The 19957-nt window shown below is 65.3% G+C and carries 17 protein-coding genes; 9 read left to right on the top strand and 8 right to left on the bottom strand.

Annotated features, from left to right (window positions below):
* Positions 1-24 precede the first annotated feature (24 nt).
* The gene (gene ubiA / locus R3X27_RS08385; protein WP_317708395.1) at positions 25-1011 is read right to left on the bottom strand and encodes a 4-hydroxybenzoate octaprenyltransferase; all 987 of its coding nucleotides are present in this window, start codon (positions 1009-1011) and stop codon (positions 25-27) included.
* A 32-nt stretch (positions 1012-1043) separates the two neighbouring features.
* Here ubiA and R3X27_RS08380 point away from each other — a divergent pair, with 32 nt between their 5' ends.
* The 5 genes from R3X27_RS08380 (at position 1044) to R3X27_RS08360 (ending at position 5655) form a co-directional block, all read left to right on the top strand.
* Complete coding sequence (locus R3X27_RS08380; RefSeq protein ID WP_317708394.1) at positions 1044-1757, top strand: 16S rRNA (uracil(1498)-N(3))-methyltransferase; 714 nt, start codon at positions 1044-1046, stop codon at positions 1755-1757.
* Positions 1758-2618 (top strand): GNAT family N-acetyltransferase, encoded by an 861-nt coding sequence (locus tag R3X27_RS08375; RefSeq protein WP_317708393.1) that lies wholly within the window; start codon positions 1758-1760, stop codon positions 2616-2618. It abuts the gene before it with no gap.
* 68 nt (positions 2619-2686) lie between these two features.
* Positions 2687-3469: a GNAT family N-acetyltransferase gene (locus tag R3X27_RS08370; protein WP_317708392.1), complete on the top strand. Its 783-nt coding sequence runs from the start codon at positions 2687-2689 to the stop codon at positions 3467-3469.
* Complete coding sequence (locus R3X27_RS08365; RefSeq protein WP_317708391.1) at positions 3466-3996, top strand: hypothetical protein; 531 nt, start codon at positions 3466-3468, stop codon at positions 3994-3996. Before R3X27_RS08370 ends, R3X27_RS08365 begins: the two co-directional genes overlap by 4 nt.
* A gap of 288 nt (positions 3997-4284) precedes the next feature.
* Entirely contained in the window at positions 4285-5655 is a 1371-nt protein-coding gene (locus tag R3X27_RS08360; RefSeq protein ID WP_317708390.1) for a glutamate--cysteine ligase, read from the top strand.
* A gap of 36 nt (positions 5656-5691) precedes the next feature.
* Here R3X27_RS08360 and R3X27_RS08355 read toward each other — a convergent pair whose 3' ends face one another.
* Together R3X27_RS08355 and plsY are read right to left on the bottom strand one after the other, a co-directional pair.
* Entirely contained in the window at positions 5692-6573 is an 882-nt protein-coding gene (locus R3X27_RS08355) for a DUF805 domain-containing protein (protein WP_317708389.1), read from the bottom strand.
* A gap of 89 nt (positions 6574-6662) precedes the next feature.
* Complete coding sequence (plsY, locus tag R3X27_RS08350; protein ID WP_317708388.1) at positions 6663-7283, bottom strand: glycerol-3-phosphate 1-O-acyltransferase PlsY; 621 nt, start codon at positions 7281-7283, stop codon at positions 6663-6665.
* A gap of 446 nt (positions 7284-7729) precedes the next feature.
* On the opposite strand from plsY, the gene R3X27_RS08345 reads away from it, so the two are divergent.
* Positions 7730-8392 carry a hypothetical protein gene (locus R3X27_RS08345; RefSeq protein ID WP_317708387.1) on the top strand — a complete coding sequence of 221 codons (663 nt, stop codon included), beginning with the start codon at positions 7730-7732 and terminating at the stop codon, positions 8390-8392.
* 223 nt (positions 8393-8615) lie between these two features.
* Here R3X27_RS08345 and R3X27_RS08340 read toward each other — a convergent pair whose 3' ends face one another.
* Positions 8616-9101, bottom strand: coding sequence for an ureidoglycolate lyase (locus R3X27_RS08340; RefSeq protein WP_317708386.1), 486 nt, complete (start codon positions 9099-9101; stop codon positions 8616-8618).
* Complete coding sequence (puuE, locus tag R3X27_RS08335; RefSeq protein WP_317708385.1) at positions 9101-10516, bottom strand: allantoinase PuuE; 1416 nt, start codon at positions 10514-10516, stop codon at positions 9101-9103. The genes R3X27_RS08340 and puuE overlap by 1 nt, the downstream gene beginning before the upstream one ends.
* A gap of 78 nt (positions 10517-10594) precedes the next feature.
* Between puuE and uraH the strand changes: the two genes are divergently transcribed.
* Positions 10595-10948 (top strand): hydroxyisourate hydrolase, encoded by a 354-nt coding sequence (gene uraH, locus R3X27_RS08330; RefSeq protein WP_317708384.1) that lies wholly within the window; start codon positions 10595-10597, stop codon positions 10946-10948.
* Positions 10949-11031: 83 nt separating this feature from the next.
* Here uraH and R3X27_RS08325 read toward each other — a convergent pair whose 3' ends face one another.
* Positions 11032-15579, bottom strand: coding sequence for a translocation/assembly module TamB domain-containing protein (locus tag R3X27_RS08325; protein ID WP_317708383.1), 4548 nt, complete (start codon positions 15577-15579; stop codon positions 11032-11034).
* Positions 15579-17393, bottom strand: a complete 1815-nt coding sequence (locus R3X27_RS08320; RefSeq protein WP_317708382.1) for an autotransporter assembly complex family protein — start codon at positions 17391-17393, stop codon at positions 15579-15581. Before R3X27_RS08320 ends, R3X27_RS08325 begins: the two co-directional genes overlap by 1 nt.
* Before the next feature lie 373 nt (positions 17394-17766).
* Between R3X27_RS08320 and parA the strand changes: the two genes are divergently transcribed.
* Together parA and R3X27_RS08310 are read left to right on the top strand one after the other, a co-directional pair.
* Positions 17767-18405, top strand: a complete 639-nt coding sequence (gene parA / locus R3X27_RS08315) for a ParA family partition ATPase (protein WP_317708381.1) — start codon at positions 17767-17769, stop codon at positions 18403-18405.
* Between the two features lie 321 nt (positions 18406-18726).
* Positions 18727-19095 carry a hypothetical protein gene (locus tag R3X27_RS08310; protein ID WP_317708380.1) on the top strand — a complete coding sequence of 123 codons (369 nt, stop codon included), beginning with the start codon at positions 18727-18729 and terminating at the stop codon, positions 19093-19095.
* A gap of 188 nt (positions 19096-19283) precedes the next feature.
* On the opposite strand, the gene R3X27_RS08305 is transcribed toward R3X27_RS08310, so the two are convergent.
* Positions 19284-19895: a L,D-transpeptidase gene (locus R3X27_RS08305; protein ID WP_317708379.1), complete on the bottom strand. Its 612-nt coding sequence runs from the start codon at positions 19893-19895 to the stop codon at positions 19284-19286.
* Positions 19896-19957: the final 62 nt, after the last annotated feature.

Below are 19957 nucleotides of genomic sequence, written 5' to 3'. Positions count from 1 at the left end.
CGCAACAAGCGCCATTTCGCCAGTTCACAGAACCAGAAGGGCCAGCACAAGGCCAATCACGAGGATCGAGCCTGTCAGCTTGAGGGCCTGGAAGCTGCGCAGGCAGGACATCGGATCGTCGAGGTCCACCGTCGCGGTCAGCCAGGCCATGTGCAGGCCCATGCCGAGCGCGCCGGCCAGGCCGAAGATGAGTGCCATCGGGCTGCCCAGAGAGCCGAGCGCGAGGAAGACGCCGACGGTCATCATCAGCACGGTGACCATGGTGAAGAGGCGCAGCCATGCGGGGGTCTCGTCGCCGAAAAGCCGGGCGGTGGATTTCACCCCGATCAGCGTGTCGTCCTCGATATCCTGATGGGCGTAGATCGTGTCGTAGAAGATCGTCCAGGCAACGCCGCCGAAGAAAAAGAAGACCGGGGCGAGGGTGAGCTCGCCGGTATGCGCGGCCCAGGCCAGCATGGCGCCCCAGTTCAGGTTCAGCCCGAGAATGAATTGCGGCCACCAGGTGAACCGCTTGCCGAAGGGGTAGAGCGCGACGAGGAAGACCGAGAGCACACCGAGCAGGATCGCGGTGGAGTTGAGGGTCAGCAGGATCAGGAAGGCGATGCCGACCTGCGCGCCGAGCCAGATCATGGCATTCTTCGGCGTAACCTGTCCGGAGGGCAGTGGGCGCGACTTGGTGCGCTCGACCAGCGCGTCAATTTCGCGGTCGGTGATGTCGTTCCAGGTGCAGCCGGCGCCGCGCATCAGGATGGAGCCGAGGATGACGGCGACCAGGATCCAGAGGTCGAAGGCGCGCCAGCCGGTGGCGGCCGCGGCGGCGAAGAGGCCCCAGAAGGAGGGGATGATCAGCGTGTAGAAGCCGATGGGCCGGTCGGCCCGCGAGAGCCTCAGATAGGGGCGCATCAGGGCGGGTGAAAACCGGTCAACCCAGTTGCCATCGGGCGCATCGGCGACGGCTCCGGGCACGGTATCGGTTTGCGTGGTGACTGGCGTCTGGCTGGTGTCGGTCATATGGTCCGCCCCGGAAACTGGGAATGTAAGCGATGTCTAAGGTCCGCCTGTATGTAGAACAAAGCCTTGCCGAGGGGCAAAGCGTTTCACTGACGCGGGAGCAGGCGCATTATCTTTTTGGCGTGATGCGGCTCGGAATGGGCGACGATCTGCATGTTTTCGACGGGCAGACCGGCGAGTTCCGGGCCGAGATTGCCGAAGCCGGCAAGCGCGGCGGGGTGCTGCAATGCGTCGAGCGGACGCGGGATCTGCAGATGCCGCCCGATCTGTGGCTGCTCTTCGCCCCGATCAAGAAGGCGCGGACCGATTTCATCGTCGAGAAGGCGACCGAGATGGGGGCGGCGCGAATCTGTCCGGTTCAGACCGAGTTCACCAATGCCGAGCGCATTCGGCGGGACCGGTTGCAGGCCCATGCGGTGGAGGCGGCGGAGCAATGCGGCGGCACCTATGTCCCCGATGTGGCCGAGCTGGCGCGGCTTGACCGGGTGCTGTCCGACTGGCCGACAGAGCGGCGGCTGATGTTTTGCGACGAAGCGCTTGTGGGCGCGCGCGAGGCGCTCTCGGGCGCATCGGGCCCGTGGGCGATCCTGGTTGGTCCGGAGGGCGGATTTTCTGACTCCGAACGCCGGCGACTGCGTGATATGGAGGCCGCGGTGGCCGTGAGCCTCGGTCCGCGCATCCTGCGGGCCGATACCGCGGCGGTGGCGGCTCTGACGCTGTGGCAGAGTGTTTTGGGGGATTGGTAGATGAGATTTCGAGAGGCGGTGGTGTCCGACGCGGAGGCGATCGAAGCCTTCCTCGTCGGACATTGCGACACATCGATGTTCCTGAGGGGCAACCTTGCGCGGTTCGGCCCTTGCGGCGGTGAGGATCGAAACGCAACGCGGATGTGGCTTCGCGAGACAGCGGGCGTGGTGGACGGTGTCTTCGGAATAACAACGGCCGGTTTCGTGCTGGTCCAGCTTCCCGGCACGTTTCCGTCCGAAGAGTTCGCCGAAACCCTGGCCGAGGACGAGATCAACGCGATACTCGGAGCGACGGAGCAGGTGCACGCCGCGCGGTGCGCGCTCGGGCTCAACGGGGCACCGGTCCAGCTTGATGAGGACGAGCCGCTCTACGCGCTCGACCTGGACGAGCTCGTATTGCCGCGGGCGTCTGTTTCCCTGCGCTCGGCCACGAAGGCGGACACGGACCTGCTTCTCCACTGGCGCGCCTCCTACCTGGTCGAGACAATCCATTTCACCCCCGAAGAGGCCATGGGCATGGCCGAGGCGGATATCGAGGGGATGCTGGAACGCGGCACGCTGATGCTGCTGGAGAACGCGGCGGGCGAGACCGTCGCCATGACCTCTTTCAACGCGATTTTGACGGACACAGTGCAGGTCGGTAATGTCTACACGCCCGATGAAGTGCGTGGGCAGGGCCATGCGCGCCGCGCGGTGGCGCTGCATCTCGAGCGGGCGCGGGCGGAGGGTGTGAAACGGGCGATCCTCTTTGCCTCCGGGCCGGCGGCGAGCCGCGCCTATGAGGCGATCGGCTTCCGACTGGTCGGGCGCTTCACATTGCTCTTCTTCGCGGACACGCAATCGGTTGGGGCGGCGGCCTGATGAGACCCGCATGTCCGGACGATGCCGAGAGACTCGACGCCTTTCTGTCGCGGCAGCCGGAAGGCAACATGTATCTGCGTGACAACCTGCGGCTCTACGGACCCTGTGGCGGCACGAGCGACCGGGCAACGCGGATCTGGATCGAGGAGTCGGGAAGGGGCGAGATCGTGGGTGCGATTGGGCTGAGCAATGCCGGATATCTCTTTGTTGCGCTGGACGCAGGGCAGGTCGGGACGGATTTGGCGCAATTGTTCGCGGGCGAAAAGATCGAAGGTATCGTCGGGCCGCATGAGCGTGTCATGGCAGCGCGTCGGAGGCTGGGGCTGGGCCGCGCGCAGGTGCGCCGCGACGTGGCCGAACCGCAATACAGGTTGGAACTGGGATCGCTGATCGTTCCGCCCGGGAATTCGGATCTGCGCCTTGCGGAGTCGTCCGACGCCGAAATCCTGACCCGTTGGCGCGCGGATTTTCTGGGTGATGTTTTCAACATGCCGGAACCGGAGGCGGCGGTTCAGGCCGCGCGGCAGGTCGTTTCGATGACCGAGGCAGGGCGGCTGGCGGTGCTGGAATCCGCCGGACGGCCGATTTCGATGACGGCGTTCAACGCGGTTCTTCCGGATATCGTTCAGGTTGGAAATGTCTATACGCCGCCGCACCTTCGGGGCCGGCGCTACGCGCGGCGCGCGGTGGCTCTGCACCTTGAGACGGCGCGCGCCATGGGCGTTTGCCGCGCTGTCCTTTCGGCGGCCGACGATCACGCCGCGCGGGCCTATGAAGCAATCGGATTCACCCGGATCGGCACGTTCAGCATGCTGATGTTCGATGGTGTCCAGGATGTGGAGGCGGCATGAGCCTGATCCGGCCGGAACTCGCGCGGACCCTGACCCGCTGGCGTGAAGCATTGGTGGCGCTGGCCGTTGCGTTGTTCGGCCTCTGGCTGGTCGGGCTCGGGGGGCCGATCATGCTTGTCCTGGGCGGACTGGTCACGGCGATGGGGCTGTTGATGGCGGTCTTTGCCTGGCGGCGACAGCGTTTCCGGCTCGAGATCGACGCGCCGGGTGTCGTCTCGATCGACGAGGGACGGATCACCTATCTCGGACCGATCGTCGGGGGGGCGGTGGCACTGGCCGAACTGGTCGAGATCGATGTGATCGACCTGCCCGGGCCCCGCCGCTGCTGGCGCCTGCGCCAGGCGGATAATCAGATGCTGCTCGTTCCCCTCGCTGCCGCGGGGGCCGAGGCGCTCTACGACCATCTGGCAGCATTGCCGGGCATGGAGAGCCGTGCCCTGATGTCGGCCCTTGAGGGCGAAGCGAAACCGGCGCGGCGGATCTGGCACCGGAACCTCGAGCCGGAGTTGATCGAGGCTGAACTCTGAGTGACCGGGCGTGTTCCGGGCGTTCGATCCGAGCCGTTTGCAGACATCGAAGCTCCACGCCGAAGGACACCGGATCAGGGCGCGGTCGCTGTGCCACTGCCCGCAGCAGACGGACGCTCCTTCTGCTTTCCGAATCCGTTCCCCGCGAGGCCATTCATACCCATTTGTCGCCGCGCTGCGCGCGACGACCCGGGGGGGCGCCTTCGCTTCGCTCGGCGCCCCCTTGACTTGCGCGATCCGGAAGCGCACCTAAACCGGATTGCGCGTCCAATCCGGAGACCAATCCCCATGTCCATCCCTCAATCCGGCGGCGGGCCGATCGAGCGTTACGAGCAACTGGTCGAATATCTCGAAAGTGGCTGCAAGCCGAAGGCGGATTGGCGCATCGGCACCGAGCATGAAAAATTCGGCTATTGCCGCGACACGCTCCGGCCGTTGCCCTATGACGGCCCGCGCTCGATCAAGGCCATGCTCGAAGGGCTGCGCGACCGCTATGGCTGGGCGCCGATCCTCGAGCAGGACAATATCATCGGGCTGGAGCTCAACGGCGCCAATATCTCGCTGGAACCGGGCGGGCAGCTCGAGCTGTCCGGTGCGCCGCTGCAATCGATCCACGAGACCTGCGACGAGGTCAACGAGCACCTGCGCGAGGTCAAGACCGTGGCCGACGAGATCGGTGCCGGCTTCATCGGGCTCGGCGCTGCGCCGCAATGGCTCCATGAGGACATGCCGCAGATGCCCAAGGGGCGTTACCGGCTGATGACCGACTACATGGACAGCGTCGGCGATCTCGGAAAACAGATGATGTATCGCACCTGCACCGTGCAGGTGAATCTCGACTTCGCCAGCGAAGCCGACATGACAAAGAAGTTGCGCATCGGCCTTGCGCTGCAGCCGGTCGCCACCGCGCTTTTCGCCAACTCGCCTTTCCTGGAAGGCAAGCCGAACGGCCACAAGTCCTGGCGCTCGCGCATCTGGCGCAACCTGGATGACGCGCGCACCGGTATGCTGCCCTTCGTCTTCGAAGAGGGGTTCGGCTTCGAGGCCTGGGTCGAATATGCGCTCGATGTGCCGATGTATTTCGTCTATCGCGACGGCAAATATATCAACGCGCTCGGCCAGTCCTTCCGCGATTTCCTGAAGGGGAAGCTCCCCGCGCTGCCCGGCGAGACGCCGACGCTGTCGGATTGGGCCGACCATCTCACCACGGTCTTCCCCGAGGCGCGGATCAAGAAATACATGGAGATGCGCGGTGCCGATGGCGGGCCGTGGCGGCGTCTCTGCGCGCTGCCGGCCTTCTGGGTCGGGCTGCTCTATGACGAAGGCGCAATGGACGCGGCCTGGGACCTGGTGAAGGGCCTCGACGCGGAGACACGCGAAGGGCTGCGGGTCGCGGCGTCGGTGGACGGGCTTCAGGGCGAGTCCGGTGGCGTGAAGCTGCGCGATCTTGCGGCACGGGCGGTGGACATTGCCGAAACCGGGCTCAAGGCACGGGCGATCCCCGGCGCAGGCGGCATGATCCCGGACGAGACCCATTTCCTCAACGCGCTTCAAGAGAGCATCGAGACCGGCAAGGTACCGGCCGACGAGCTGTTGGAGCGCTACGAGGGCGCGTGGGCCGGCGATCTCACACGGATCTATTCAGAATTCAGCTACTGATTTCACGGGGACCGCCACGCGGCCCCCTGATTTCCGCTATTGCTGGCGTCGAAGCACGCGCTGTTCGTACAGGCTGTGCACGGTGTCTTTGCGGGCCGCGACTTCCTCTTCGGTGGGCGCGTGGTCCTGTCTGGTCAGGATCGCGTAGGAGGCGAAGGCGTTGTGCTCGCCTTTGGCAGCGCGCACCGGCGTCCTCCCGGTCGAGCTCGGCAACCCATAGGGGTTCTCGCCTTCGTCCGACGGCATGGTCATGAACAGGATATAGGCCATGACCGCGACCGGCGGGTAGAAGAAGAAGAAGCAGATCATCAGGATCAAGGGAAGGGCCATGGCCGGATCGTTCGCGGTATTGGCGGTGAAATTGGCCGCCATCTCGCTGAAGCTCGGCAAGGCGCCCGTCAGACGCAGATGTTCGATATTTGACAGAATCTCGTAGAGCCCGAGCACCACGGCCTCGGCGCTGGACCGTCCCATCAGGTGATGGAAGGACATGTCCGGATTGAAGCTTGCATCGACCCCGAGACCGCCAGCGCCGGAACCCATTCCCATGAAGGCGGTGGAGATGCCGCTGGTGGCAATACCGAACAGCCCCATCAGGGCGAAGAAACCGGCCGAGAAGGGCAGAAACGCCCATTTTCCCTTGCGTCCACTGTCTTGCAAGCGGCGCATGGCGAGGGTCAGGCGGGGGATGGCCGTGACCAGGATGAAGAGCACCGAGCCATAGGCGAGCGGGTTCAGCGACGGCATCTCGCCAGCATCGAGGCTGAAGACGAAGCCGCGCAGGTCCCACCAGAATAGCCCGAGCATCGCCGCCCAGAGCACGGGCATGACGCACCAGTAATCTGCGCGCGAGGAACGGCCCAGAATGTTGACAAAGTTAAAGATGAAGCTGTCGAAAGCTGCGAAGAACTTGCGCAATTTGCTGCCCCTTAGGTCCGGTTTTGCTGGTAGCTTGACCTGACTTTGCGGCAATTCTTTGCCAATTGGATGGAATTCGCGGTGCAGCGCTATTGGCTGTTTTTCTTGTCGCCACCGATGCGGGGCTCTTCGCCCCGTAGCAGCCGTCCGATATTGGCCGAATGGCGGATATAGACGAGCGCGGTCAGCATCAGGCCGAGCAGCGCCATCTGCGCCTGTCCGAAGACCAGCATCCAGGCGGTCGCGCTGGCAGCGGCGACGAGAGCGGCGAGCGAAGAGATGCGGAAGATCAACGCCATGGCGAGCCATGTGGCGCAACAGGCCAGGCCCACGCGCCAATCCAGCGCCAGCAGCACGCCAAGGAAGGTCGCGACACCCTTGCCGCCCTTGAAGTTGAGCCAGACGGGGTAGAGATGTCCAAGGAAGGCCGCGAAACCGGCGATCTGGGCCGCGTCATCGCCGACCAGCGCGCGGGCGATCAGCACCGCGATGCCGCCTTTGGCCGCGTCGAGGATCAGGGTGAGGAAAGCCGCGACCTTGTTGCCGGTGCGCAGGACATTGGTGGCGCCGATATTGCCGGATCCGATGGCGCGCAGGTCGCCCAGCCCGAAGAGACGCGCCATGACGATGCCGAACGGGACTGAACCGAGCAGATAGGCGAGGACGGCGGTCAGGATCAGCGGGACGAAGCCGGATTCAAGTGCGGGCATTGGGGTGGGGCTCCTTGGCTCTGCGCGCTGCGACTATCTTCGGACGGGGAGGGAAAGTCTATCTGGAAGCGGGGGGAGATTGGTCCAGATGTCGGAAATGAAACACGTTTGCTGCCCTTGGGGACGGCCCCCGATGCGGCGGGCCAGACATGTGATCCGACCATCTCCGATGGGGGGCAGATTGCCTGAACGCCGATCAACACTGTCCGACGTCGTCGCATCAATTCTCTGCTGCCGCTTTCGTATGACCTTGGCCGGAGCGGCAGCGCTCACCCGAATGGGGTCGAGAGACAACCAGCGACACCGCAACGGACGGGAGCGCGCCCGCGAAGCGGCCTCCAAACGGAAAAAAGTGCAGCCTTGGCGCTGCCCTACCTCATTTGGGGTATGACCAGATGCATCGGATCCTTCACTCAGGGAGCTGTGTGTATCAACAAGGTATTGCTATGACGATTTTTTCTTCTGTACTCGGGGCCGCCGCGGCGGTCGTTATTGCCGGCACCGCCCACGCGGCCATCATTGATCTGACACCAACCGTCGACGGTGATGTGCAGATTTTCGGCGGGGACGACGTCCAGACGACGGCTGACAGACTGTCGATGGTTCAGTCCGGTGGTTTGACCCGGAATGCCATCCTCGAATTCGATCTGTCGGCGATTCCGGATAGTGCGATTATCAACGCGGTCGATATTTCAATGATTCTGACGCGTTTCATTTCCAATGTCGGTGGGAGAGATGCCGCGCTTGATGTCGTCACCTATCTCGGTGACGGGGTTGTCGATATCTCCGATCATCACGCGTCCGGAACGCTGGCGCTCGATACGACGACGGCGGCCGGGGGGAGCGGAGGAGATGTTCGCAGCTTCTCTCTGACCGACCTGTCGACCTTCGGTGCAGCTTTGGTGGGCGACCTTCTGACCGTTCGGCTTGAGACCGACAGCTTTGCGTCCTGGCAGATCGCCGCGCTGGAGAATAGCAGCTACGATCCGGTCACCTTGAGCATCGAGTACACGGACACGATCAGTGCCGTGCCACTTCCGGCCGGGTTGCCGCTCCTGGTGAGCGGCCTTGGTCTGTTGGGCCTCACCGCGCGCCGGCGTCGGGCCTGATACCGGCAGGTTCGTCCTCGGCCTTCCCGCGGAGACCGCTCGTGGCGTCGAACATGGTGCAAATGAGCCTGTCGCGTTTCTCGCGACAGGCTTTTTTTGTGGAGCCAATCGGCTGGTCGATCCACGCCAGACATCCGTGTAAGACATCGCAGATGTCACTTGGCTCACGCATAGCGGGCGGGGGAGCTCTTCGACGCCGTGGTGTCCCGGGGAAAAATAGCGCCTATCCCGACATGACGATGAAGCCCTCCGGGAACCGGTACTCTTCGAGATTTGCGCCATCACCGATCCGGTCGACCACGGCGAAGAGGCCGGGTGCGTGGAGCGGTGTCAGAACGCCGTGCCAAGTGCCGCGATGAAGGTTGATGCCTTCTCCGGGCGCGGTGAGGAAGGCGCGCGGCATTCCGGGGCGATCCGAGAGATCGGGTGCGACGATGACGAGAAAAGGGTGTTCGCTCATCGGCAGGAAGGTCTGGCTGCCATCGGGATGCCGTTCCACGAGGTCGAACCTGTAGGGCAGGCTGCGCGGATCGGCCTTGAAAAGCGAGATCCCGGCCCGGCCGCTGCCGAAATCGAGCGATGCGCGGTCGTGGTAGCGGCCGCAGGCCCCCTCGTTGATCCATTTGTCGGGGGCGCCGCTGGTCGCAAGGAGGTCGCCGAAGGGGGCGAAGGCTTCGGCGGTGAGCGGTTCAGGGATGATCTCCTGCATCACAGATCCATTGCCTTCAGCCGCAGTTCGGCGATGCGCTCGACCTGACGGCAGGCCTCGGCGAACTCCGCGCGGCGGTAATTTTCGAGTCGGCGGCGGAAGGCGGCAAGGATGCCTGCCTTGTCATGGTCGCGTACGGCGATGATGAAGGGGAAACCGAAGCGCTCGGTATAAGCGGTGTTCAGCTCGGTAAAGGTGGTGCGTTCGGCATCGGTGAGCGCGTCGAGCCCGGCGCTGGCCTGCTCGGAAGTGCTGTCCTCTGTCAGGCGCGCGGCCTGGGCGAGTTTGCCGGCGAGGTCCGGATGCGCGCGCAGCACGCCGAGCCTTTCGGTCTCGCTGGCAGACCGGAAAACGCGGGCGAGGGCAGAGTGAACACCCGTGGCGCTGTCATGGGCGGGGCCGAGTTCGAGCCCGTGGGCGCGTTCCGCGATCCAGGGGGAGTGTTCGAAAATGTCGCCGAACCGGTCGACGAAATCCTCGCGCGTCAACTGGCTTGGGCGGGGGCGACGGTGCGGCGGATGGGTGGTTTTCCAATGCTCGGCGATGTCGACGCGGCGGGCAAACCAGACGCCCTCCCGAGACGCGGCATAGTCGAGGAAGCGTTTCAACCCGGCGAGGCGGCCGGGGCGGCCGATGAGGCGGCAATGCAGACCGATGGAGAGCATTTTCGGCGCTCCCGCTTCGCCTTCGGCATAGAGCATGTCGAAACTGTCGCGCAGGTAGCTCTCGAAGTCGGCGCCGGTGTTGAACCCCTGGGGGGTGGCGAAGCGCATATCATTGGAATCGAGCGTGTAGGGGATGATGAGCTGGTCGCGGCCATCGGCCTCGATCCAGTAGGGCAGGTCGTCGGCATAGCTGTCGGCGATATAGTCGAAGGCGCCGCTATGGGCGGCGAGTGTGACCGTGTTGACCGAGCAGCGGCCGGTGTACCAGCCGCGCGGCGGCGCGCCGGTGACTTCCGTATGAAGGCGGATCGCTTCCTTCATATGGGCTTCCTCCTCCTGCGGGGAGAAGTCCTTGTATTCGATCCATTTCAGCCCGTGCGAGGCGATTTCCCACTCGGCCTGCTGCATCGCCTTCACCTGTTCGGGGGAGCGGGCGAGGGCGGTGGCGACGCCATAGACCGTGACGGGGATGTTCATGGAGGTGAAGAGGCGGTGCAGGCGCCAGAAGCCGGCGCGGGCGCCGTATTCATAGATGCTCTCCATATTCCAGTGCCGCTGTCCTTCCCAGGCTGCGGCGCCGACGATCTCGGAGAGGAAGGCCTCGGAGGCGGCGTCGTCGTGCAGGACACAGTTTTCGCCGCCCTCCTCGTAATTCATCACGATCTGGATCGCGAGCCGGGCGCCGCCGGGCCAGGTGGCGTTGGGCGGTGTTGGCCCGTGGCCGTGCATGTCGCGGGGATAGCGGTTCATCTTCTGCTCCGGTCTGTTCGGGCTTGTCTGGGCGCGAGTTTCCCGCCTTCATGGCGAGGACGCAAGATGGAGAGAGTGATGGCCGGGTATCTGACGACGCATGTTCTGGACACGGCGCTGGGAAAACCGGCATCCGGATTGGAAATCGAGCTTTTCCGGATCGAGGGGGAGGGGCGCGAATTCCTCGGACGGCGGATCACCAACGAGGATGGGCGCACGGATGGGCCGATCCTGCCGGAGGCGGATTTCGCGACCGGGATCTATGAGCTGGTCTTTCACGCCGGTGGGTATCTGCGCGCCAGCAGGCAGGGCGGGGAGGGGCTGCTCTTTCTCGATGTCGTGCCGATACGCTTCGCCATGGCGGAGGAGACGCATTTCCATGTGCCGCTTTTGCTTTCGCCTTTCGGGTATTCGACCTATCGCGGCAGCTGAGGAACACAGGTCGGACGCGCGGACCTCATGCTATGCATGTCGGCCCGCCCGCCCGGAACGCGACCCATACCGGGGCGTCCCGCTCAGTAGTCGCGTTCGAAATAGACGCCGATGGAGCTGTCGCCGCTGGAGCTGGCCGTGCCCTTGATGGTGACATTCTTGTGCAGGTCGATATTGAGATCGATCTCGGTGTCACCTTCGCTATCGGCGACAAACTCGGTGTAGATATTCTCGCTGAGATACTTGCCGGCCCGCACTTCGGTGCCGCCATCATCCGTGGTGGCCAGGTCGAGATCGTCCAGCCCCAGACCCTCGCGCAGGCCGGAGGTGAGACCTCCGCCGCCGCGCCCGGTCAGGTTTGCCACGGCGCTGGCCAGCTGCACCGCCTGTAGCGGCGACAGGTCGGTGACGCTCTTGCCGAAGAGGAAGCGGGCGAGCACCTCGTCCTCGGGCAGGTCCGGCACGGAGGTCAGCTTGAATTGCGGATCGTCCACCGGCCCGGAGATCACCGCGAGGAACTCGAAATCGTCCTGGGTCGAGGAGGCGGTGAGATCGAGATAGGGTTTAAGCCCACCGGCCATGGAGACAGTGCCTTCGTCCATGTCGAGCCGCTTGCCGAGAATGTCGAGCCGACCGCGAATGACCTCGATTTCGCCGACAGGCGTCGGGCTCGCCGTGGTGCCGCCGACAATGAGCGCGCCGCCCAGCTCCGTGTCCAACCCGCGGCCGCGGATGAAGATCTGTTCCGGCGCATTGACACGTATGTCCAGGGCATAGGCCGGACCGCCACCGCCACCGCCGGAGCCGCCAGATGCCTTGTCTTCCTTCACCAGCCCCGCACGCTTGCGGGTCAGGAAGACGCCGGCGGGCTCGCCGACATGTTTCAAGTCCGGAATAGCGCCGCCGAAGCCGAGACCGCCATCGGGAATGCGGATCTCGGTGCGGCCGACATTGATACGCCCGGCAATGCTAGCCGCGCCGGTGAGTGGGCCGCTTATCGTCGCGCCGCCATCGAGCACCGTGGTGAAGAGCGTGGGGTCCGTGAGGGTGAAGCTGTTCAGGGAGGCTTCGAGATTGGCGACCATGCCGGTCAGTTGCAGCGAGCCGCGCGCGCCGAGCGAGCCGCCGGCGGGGCTGTTGGCGGAGGCGTCGATCTGCAAGGCCGCGCCATTGAGACCGAGATTGACGGTGATGCCGTTGAGGCTCTGGCGCAGGGTTGGCATGGCCAGTTCACCGTCACTGACGGTGACCGTGCCGGAAACGGCCTCCAGCGAGGGCGCGCCGTTGACGGAGATGTCGAAGGCGGCAGTGCCGGAGGTCGAGTGCGGCGAGAGGGCGGCATTGGCCAGCGCGAGCGGGGCTGTGCCTTTGGCATTGAGGGCCATGGTGGCAAAATCCGATGCGACCGTGCCGGAGACATTGGAGGACACGCCTTGCGGGCCGCGTGTGTCGAGCTTGATCGCATAGCCATCACCGCTCTGGGACAGGTTGCCATTGGCGGAGAAGCCACCCGTGACGCCCGGGGCGAAGGGGGCAATGGACGGAAGATCGAGTGTGAGGTCGATCGCGGTTGCACCCTGTTCGACCGTGCCGGCGACGGTGGCGCTGCCCTTGTAGGGCAGGCCGGCATCAAGGACGACATTCCAGCGTCCTGTGGCGGCCTCCTTGGCGTCGCCCTTGAGGGTGAGCGGGCCGGAATAGGCCGGGACCAGAGCGCCGACATCCGGCAGGGCGGCCTCGAAGGCGAGCTGTGAAGCGCCGGCGCCGTAGCTGCCGCCCGCATTGACGGTGCTGGCATAGGGGCCATTGGCGTCCAGCATCAGCTCCCAGGCGCCGTTTTCCTGCTGGGCGGCCTTGGCGGTGGCGTTGAGCGCGCCGGGCACGCCGGGGGCGAAGGCGGAGACCTGCGGCACGTCGAGGATCACCGCCAGTTCAGTGCCGCTGGCGCCGACCGCGCCGTCGATATTGGCCTGGGCGTTCTGCGGGCCGGTGGCGTCGAAATCGATCGCCCAGCGGCCGTCGCCGGTCTCGGCGGCGTTGCCCGTGGCGCGCAGCGGGCCGGAAATCTGCGGCACGAAACCGCCGAGATCGGGGACGGAAATGTCGAGGTCGAGATCGCTTTGTCCGCCGCCAGCGACGCCATCGATGGCGGCTTGCGTACCCTGCGGACCGGAGGCGTCGAGATCGACCTGCCAGAGGCCGTCGCCCGCATCCGTCGCCTTGCCATTGACCCGGACGGGGCCGGGGACGCTCGGCACGAGCGGGGCGAGATCGGGCAGGGCGGCGTTGAAGGTCACCTCGCCCGGTCCACCGCCGACGCGCCCGTCCAGCGCAACGGTGGCCTCATAGGGTGCGGAGCCGTCGAGATCGAAGTCCCAGCCACCAGTGCCCGTCTCCGACGCCCGGCCGGTCAGTGCGACCGCGCCGCTATGACCCGGGACAAGCGGGGCGAGATCGGGCAGCGCGATATCGAGCGAAACGTCGCTCTTGCCGGGGGCGATCAGCCCCTCGACGGCCGCAGTCAGCGCATAGGGACCGTCGACATCGAGATCGACATCCCATTCGCCGGCAACCTCTTCGCCGGCCCGTCCCGCGATGCGGACAGGGCCTTCATGGCCGGGGACCAGCGGGGCAATGTCGGGCAGGGAGAGGTCAAGCGTGACATCGCTTTCGCCCGGATGGACCCGGCCCGCAACCTTGCCCGCGAGCGCATAGGGACCGGCGAGATCGAGTCCGACTTGCCAGTCGCCCGGCGCGCTTTCCTTTGCCGTGCCGGCAAGGGTCAGCTCGCCTTCATGGCCGGGCAGGACCAGCGAAACATCACTCAGCGCAGCGTCGAAGCCGAGATCGGAGGCGCCGCCGCCGATCTTGCCCTTCGCATCCGCGGTGATGGCCCGGCTGCGCAGTTCGAGATGGTCCAGCACGGTGCCTTCGGTGTCCCGGCGCAGCGCGGTGGAGAGGGTGACAGGGCCGTCGAGCAGGCGGTCGGCGGTCTCCTGGCCGATGGAGAGCCCGGTGCCTTCGACATCGGCGGTGACGGCGAATTGCCCGCCCAGAGGATCGCCGGCACCGGAGAGCGCGGCCTCGACCTGTCCGGTCAGGGGACGGCCCGCGATGGTGGAGAACCGGGCGAGATCGGTCGCGTTGACCTGGCCCTGGCCGGAGAGCTTCAGCGACCGGTCGGCAATGCGCAGATCGCCCAGCAATGTCGCGTCGTAATCTTCGCCCTCGGCATAGAGCCGGGTGACGTTCAGTGCGCCGCCCTGCGTCCAGTCAAGCCCGGCGCCGCCGGTGAGCGTGTCGCCGATGGCCTCGGCGAGGCCGGGATCGGCCATGGCAAGCCCGGCAACATCAAAGAGCAGGTCAGCGGTGACGGCCGCGCCATCCTCGGTGGTGATGCGGCCGGTGCCGTCCAGCGCGAGGCTGTCGAGCGTCGCGGCCTCGGCCTCGACGCCGGTGATCTCTGCGGTTAGCTGCCAGCGGTCACTTTGCGCGGCGTCGAAGCTGGCATCGAGCGTGACCGCGTCCAGATAGGTGCCGGGACCGGAGACCGGCAGGCGCAGCGGAGCGCCATCGGCGCGGCCCATGTCACCGTCGAGCGTGAAGGCGGTGGGCAGACCGTCGGCGCCGAGGCTGACACTGCCCTCCAACGACAGGGCCTGCGCGGTCAGTTCAAAACCGGGCAGCTCGAAAGCGCCCTCGGCGTCGCGGCTTCCCTCGGCCTGAAGCCGGATATCGGTACCGAAGAAATCATGGAACTCGGCCGGCAGGAGCGGCGTGATATCGCCGCCGATATCGGCCGTGAACCCGGCCTCGCCCGAATCGTTGCCGGTCAGGTTCACCGAGCCGGTGATCCGCTCGGCCCCGTCGGTGGCCAACGCGATGTCGGCCGTGAAATCGGTCAGCGGCCCTTCGCCCGCGATCTTCAGCGCGACGGAGGGTTCGCCCGGCAGCTTGAGCAGCGACGTGACCAGCCCGCCAGCCTCTTCCTCCATCTCAAGATCGAGCGACAGGGTCCTGCTTTCATTGACGAAACTGCCATGCAGGCTGATATGGTCTTCGGGCCCGTCGAGCCGGCGCGTCTCGAGGTCGACCTTGCCTTCGCCACCCGCGAGCTGCACCCCGCCTTCGAGGCCCAGCACCGCTTCCTGTCCCAGCACGGTCTCGCCCAACTCGGCGCGTTCGATGGCCAGACGGTCGATGCGGATCGAGACCGGCAGTTCGGGCAGGGAGAAGCCCGAGGCCTCGGCCTTTGGCGTGTCGGGCAGCTCCGGCAGGGCGCTGTCGGCGGGAGCGGGGGCCGGCAGGCGCGCCACAATCAGCTCGCCCGCGACCAGCGTCTCCACCGAAAGATTGCCGCGCAGCAAGGCGGTCCGGCTCCAGTCCAACTCGGCATTTCGCAGGGTCAGCCAGACGCCCTGGTCATCGGCGATGGTCAGCTCGCCGAGGCGGGCAGCCCCCGAGAGCAACCCTTCGAAACCGGTGATCTTGACCTCGCGGCCACCAGTGGAAAGCTTGTCCTGCAGGAAGCGCTGGATCATCCCGCCGCCATCCTCGTCATCCTGGGCGAGGGCCGGCGGAGCAAGAAGGAGAAGGCAGGAGGCGAGGGCGGCGTGGCGGGCAAGTTGCATCAGAAAGCCTGTCCGATCCCGATATAGAGTTGAACCTTTTCAGCGTCATCCGGTCCACCTTCGACCGGTGTGGCGATGTCGACCCGGATCGGACCGAATCCGGTCTTGTAGCGCACGCCGAGGCCCGCGCCGTACATCCATGAGCCGGAGCCGTCATAGAATTCTTCGGCACCGACATAACCCGCGTCGACGAAGCCAACGACGCCGAGATTGCCGGCAACATAGGAGCGCAACTCCGCGGAGCTGGCGACATAGGAGCGGCCGCCAATGATCGTGTCGTCATATTCGCCCGCGCCGAGCGATTGGTAGGGTTGGCCCCGCACCGAGCCGCCGCCGCCAGCGAAGAAGAGATAGTCGGCCGGGGCGCCGGAGATTTCCGGCCCGTAGAGGCTGCCCAGTTGCAGCCAGCCTGCGAGCACCGTGTTGCGCTTGGCGCCGAAGCCGAGATACCCGCGCAGATCCAGCTCGCTCAACACGCCGTTGTCCATGTTGTCCACGCCGACAAAGGGGCGCATCTCTGCGCCGAGGAAGAAGCCGCGCGTGGCGTCGAACTCGTTGTCCCGCTTGTCCCAATCGATCTCGAAAGGAAAGGAGACCAGCTGGTACTGCCGATCGCCAAAGGCGTCTTCGACCTCGGAGATGCGGTAATCGAGCCCCGCACGCAGCTCCAGCTCGTCCGAGTAATGCCAGGCGAAGGCGCCGCCGACCTCGGCCAGGGTCGAGATATAGCCCGGCTCGTCCTCGTGCTCGATCTTTGCCCGCAGCAGCGCGTCCACATCGGGATGGAAGGTGGCGGGGCGGCGGAAAACGCCGGAGAGATAATAATCGACGCCGTTATCGTCGGCCGTGGTGCCGAGGTTCTCGATATCGAGGTCGAACCGCAGGTTCTCGGCGCCGCCGAGCAGGTTGCGATGCATCCAGTAGGCGTTGACCCGGCCGCCTTCCTGGCTGGAGAACTCGAGGCCGAAGCCGAAGCGGCGGCGCTTCTCCTCCAGCACATCCGTTTCAATGGCGAGCTGGTCGCCCGGGCCAACCTGATCGGCCTCCTTCATCGAGATCGACCGGAACGCCCCGGAGCGGCGCAGGCGTTCGGCGGCATCATTCAGTTCCTCGGGGCTGAAGGTCTCGCCCTCGGGCAGGCCGGCGATGGCAACGATCCGCTCCGTGCGCATCCGCTTGTTGCCGCGTATCGTCATCGGCCCGAAGCGCAGTTTCGGGCCGGGATCGACCGTCAGCCGCGAGGCGATGGTAGAGCTGGGGTGATTGGCCGTGATATCCTCGCCCGTCAGTTCGGCCTTGGCATGGCCGTCATCGCGCCAGGACGAGACTGCTGTGCTGGCGGCCTTGCCGATCAGGCCCGATTGCGCGATCTCGCCGGTCGCATAGCCCTCTGGCAGCTCGGTTTCCGGAGCGAGCGGGGCGACGGTTGCTTCCGAGAAGCGGAACTGGGGGCCTGGCTCGACCGTCACGCTGATATTGGAGATCGCTTTGGGCGGGCTCAGGGGCGAGATATCGGCCGCCTCGCGCCCATCGATCCGCACCGAGATCACACCGCTATAGTAGCCTTCGCCGTAGAGCACGGAGATCATGCGCTTGTATTCGGCGCGCGCCGTGCCGAGCAGTTCTTCCGGTGTCGTGCGTTCTTCTTCCTGCGCCTGCAGGATCATCGAGGCGCTTTCGAGCTTGGCGGCCAGCGCTTCCTCGGCCCCCGGCGCGGTGACGGTGACGCTGTCCAGCGCGCAGACCGGCTGGGCGAACAGCGCTGTCAGTGCTGCCGCGCCAAGACACGACATGATGGGGTACGTGGATTTCATCGACACTATCCCTCGCCCTTTTGGGCCCGTTTCTTGAATCGCGGGATCGGTCCCGGTCCCGTTTCCAGAGGTTGTACCTTGATGCAGGCAAAACCGCCAAGAGCGAAAGGGCGTGCGTTGCAAAAACGGATGGAGAACTTGCGGGTGAGGCAAAAAACGAACACCGAAGCGCTTCAGATCGGGGCGAGGGCAGGGCGCGCGCCTCCCGGCATGGCCCGCTCCTGTCTTCCGACCGGGGGAACCTCCGCGACAAGCCCGGAGCCCGCCGGGGCAGGCCATTTGCCTCACCTGTCGGTTGTGGCGCAGTATTGTGCTACTGCAGCATCTGGGTCACGATCCCGCGCAGGCAAGGCGATGAGAGCGGGGACACCCAATGGCCGGACAGACAATAACCGTGGCGCAGCAGAAGGGTGGCAGCGGCAAGACGACGGTGGCGGTCAATCTCGCGGTGCACCTGGTGGCCGAGGGGCATTCGGTTGCCGTGCTCGACACTGACCCGCAGGGATCGCTCGGTCGCTGGTTCATGACCCGGCTGGAAGCGACCGAGGGGGCGCCGGGGCTGGAATTCTCCACGGCGTCTGCCTGGGGCGTGGGCTATGAGTGCGAAAAGCTTCGCCGCCAGAACGACTTTGTCATCATCGATACCCCGCCCAAGGCCGACAGCGATCTGCGGCCTGCCTTGCGGGAGGCCGATCTCGTGATCGTCCCCGTGTCGGCCAGCCAGCTCGATCTCTGGGCGACGGAGGCTGTTCTGGAACTGGTCGAGCGGACGCGCAAACAGGCGCTGACAGTGCTGAACCGGGCGCGGACGGGAACACGGCTTTCGGCAGAGATGGTCGAGGGGATGCAGGATCTGGATGCGCCGGTCGCCGGGACCATTCTCGGCAACCGCGTGGTGTTCGCCGAGGCGCTCGGGCTGGGCTTTGGCGTCACCGAGCGCCAGCGCTCGGGCAGGGCAGCGGCGGAGGTCGCGGCGCTTTGGGACGAGATTTCCGATATTCTCGCGCGGTGATCGGGCCCGCAGGGAGCGGATCTCTGACAGAAATCGTTCGAACCTACTCCGAGATACCCGGGACGCTCGAGCCAGTTCACGCTGTGATGCGACGAAGCTGCTTCAGACCGGGAGCAATCTCGGAGGTTGGCGACGAAAGAGGCAATGGCAAGGCGCGGCCCTGTCTGGACATTCTGAGCAAGGCTCCTAGATCAAGGGACGATTGCGCTGGTTGCGTCCATGGACTGTCTGCTCGCCGGGCGCGGGTCGGATGTGACGCGGGAAATTGCAAGCGTCGATGATGCAGAGTAGCGTTGTCCCGGCATCGAGGGAGGAAACGTCTTGTTCAGAATTTTTGGTATCGGGCTCATCGCCGCGAGTTTGGTTCTTGCCGCTCCAGAAATGGCCGTGGCCAAGGACAAAGGCAAACCGGATCATGCGAAGGGCGGCAAGGGGAACAACGCCGCGGTCAAGAATCCCGGAAAGGGGCCGAAGGCCGTGCCTCCCGGTCAGATCAAGCGATATACGCGAGGCGCCAAACTGCCGACGGATGTCAATTGGGACGATATCGGGGACCTGTCGGACTGGAAACTTCCACCGCCGGGCAAGGGCAACAAATACATCAAGCTCGACAATGAAGTACTCAAGGTCGCGGAAGACACACAGGTTGTCCTCGATGCCATGGGGATTGTCGGAGACTTGCTGAAATAACGCCCCGACGGGCGGTTGACTGCGCGACAGCCCGTCTTGGGGCGCTCCTCTCGTGGAGATAGCCAAGCCACAGCACGCTATGCGCGCGGCTTGCCGGGGAAGGCCGGCCAAGGACGTCCTTTCCCTTGCGTGCCGGGCGTTGGCCGGTCAGGCCAGCGCTGCCGTTTCGCCCGGGTGCTCGGATGACCTCAGAGTACCGTCACCACCGTTCCCAGCGGCACGCGCTTGTAAAGATCGATCACGTGCGAGTTCAGCATCCGGATGCAACCGCTGGAAACCGAGCGACCGATGGAGCTGGGCTCGATCGTGCCGTGGATGCGGAAATATGTGTCCTTGCCGTCCTGGAAAAGATAGAGCGCGCGGGCGCCGAGCGGGTTGCCGGGGCCTCCGGGCATGACGTAATCGGTGCCATTGAACTTGGCATAGGTGCTCGGGCTGCGGGCGATCATCTCGTCGGTCGGGCGCCAGGTGGGCCATTCCTTCTTGACGTCGATCGTCGCGGTCCCGGAGAATTCCAACCCGGCCTTGCCGACCCCGACGCCATAGCGGATCGCCTTGCCCGGTTCGATGACGAAGTAGAGGTAATGCGAGCGTGGCAGGATCAGGAGCTGTCCGGGCGCGAAGGTATTCTTGATCCGAACGACCTGAGGCTGGAAGCGCGGGTCGACCTGGAATCCTTCGGCAGGCTGTGCTGGCTCGGTTGCGGTCTGCGCCAGGAGAGGACGGGCGAGGGTGGGTATCAGCGCCGCGCTTGCGACGGTCGCGGAAGAGAGGGCGATAAATCTGCGGCGGGTCGGCATTGGGCGCAGCTCCGGATAGAAATTGAAAAGGTCCAAGGTGAACCTTTGCCGTTTTCTCACGG

The organism is Tropicimonas sp. TH_r6, from assembly GCF_033101155.1.
In the GTDB taxonomy this organism is placed as follows: Bacteria; Pseudomonadota; Alphaproteobacteria; order Rhodobacterales; family Rhodobacteraceae; genus Tropicimonas.
Note: the sequence above shows the minus strand (reverse complement) of the source record. Positions and strands in the feature narration are given on the sequence as shown.

Coding starts and splice junctions, on each gene's coding strand:
- R3X27_RS08375 (WP_317708393.1), top strand. CDS start 1,758: ATGAGATTTCGAGAGGCGGTGGTGTCCGACGCGGAGGCGATCGAAGCC.
- R3X27_RS08370 (WP_317708392.1), top strand. CDS start 2,687: ATGTATCTGCGTGACAACCTGCGGCTCTACGGACCCTGTGGCGGCACG.
- R3X27_RS08380 (WP_317708394.1), top strand. CDS start 1,044: ATGTCTAAGGTCCGCCTGTATGTAGAACAAAGCCTTGCCGAGGGGCAA.
- R3X27_RS08365 (WP_317708391.1), top strand. CDS start 3,466: ATGAGCCTGATCCGGCCGGAACTCGCGCGGACCCTGACCCGCTGGCGT.
- R3X27_RS08360 (WP_317708390.1), top strand. CDS start 4,285: ATGTCCATCCCTCAATCCGGCGGCGGGCCGATCGAGCGTTACGAGCAA.
- uraH (WP_317708384.1), top strand. CDS start 10,595: ATGGCCGGGTATCTGACGACGCATGTTCTGGACACGGCGCTGGGAAAA.
- R3X27_RS08320 (WP_317708382.1), bottom strand. CDS start 17,393: ATGAAATCCACGTACCCCATCATGTCGTGTCTTGGCGCGGCAGCACTG.
- R3X27_RS08305 (WP_317708379.1), bottom strand. CDS start 19,895: ATGCCGACCCGCCGCAGATTTATCGCCCTCTCTTCCGCGACCGTCGCA.
- ubiA (WP_317708395.1), bottom strand. CDS start 1,011: ATGACCGACACCAGCCAGACGCCAGTCACCACGCAAACCGATACCGTG.
- plsY (WP_317708388.1), bottom strand. CDS start 7,283: ATGCCCGCACTTGAATCCGGCTTCGTCCCGCTGATCCTGACCGCCGTC.
- R3X27_RS08345 (WP_317708387.1), top strand. CDS start 7,730: ATGACGATTTTTTCTTCTGTACTCGGGGCCGCCGCGGCGGTCGTTATT.
- R3X27_RS08340 (WP_317708386.1), bottom strand. CDS start 9,101: ATGCAGGAGATCATCCCTGAACCGCTCACCGCCGAAGCCTTCGCCCCC.
- R3X27_RS08325 (WP_317708383.1), bottom strand. CDS start 15,579: ATGCAACTTGCCCGCCACGCCGCCCTCGCCTCCTGCCTTCTCCTTCTT.
- parA (WP_317708381.1), top strand. CDS start 17,767: ATGGCCGGACAGACAATAACCGTGGCGCAGCAGAAGGGTGGCAGCGGC.
- puuE (WP_317708385.1), bottom strand. CDS start 10,516: ATGAACCGCTATCCCCGCGACATGCACGGCCACGGGCCAACACCGCCC.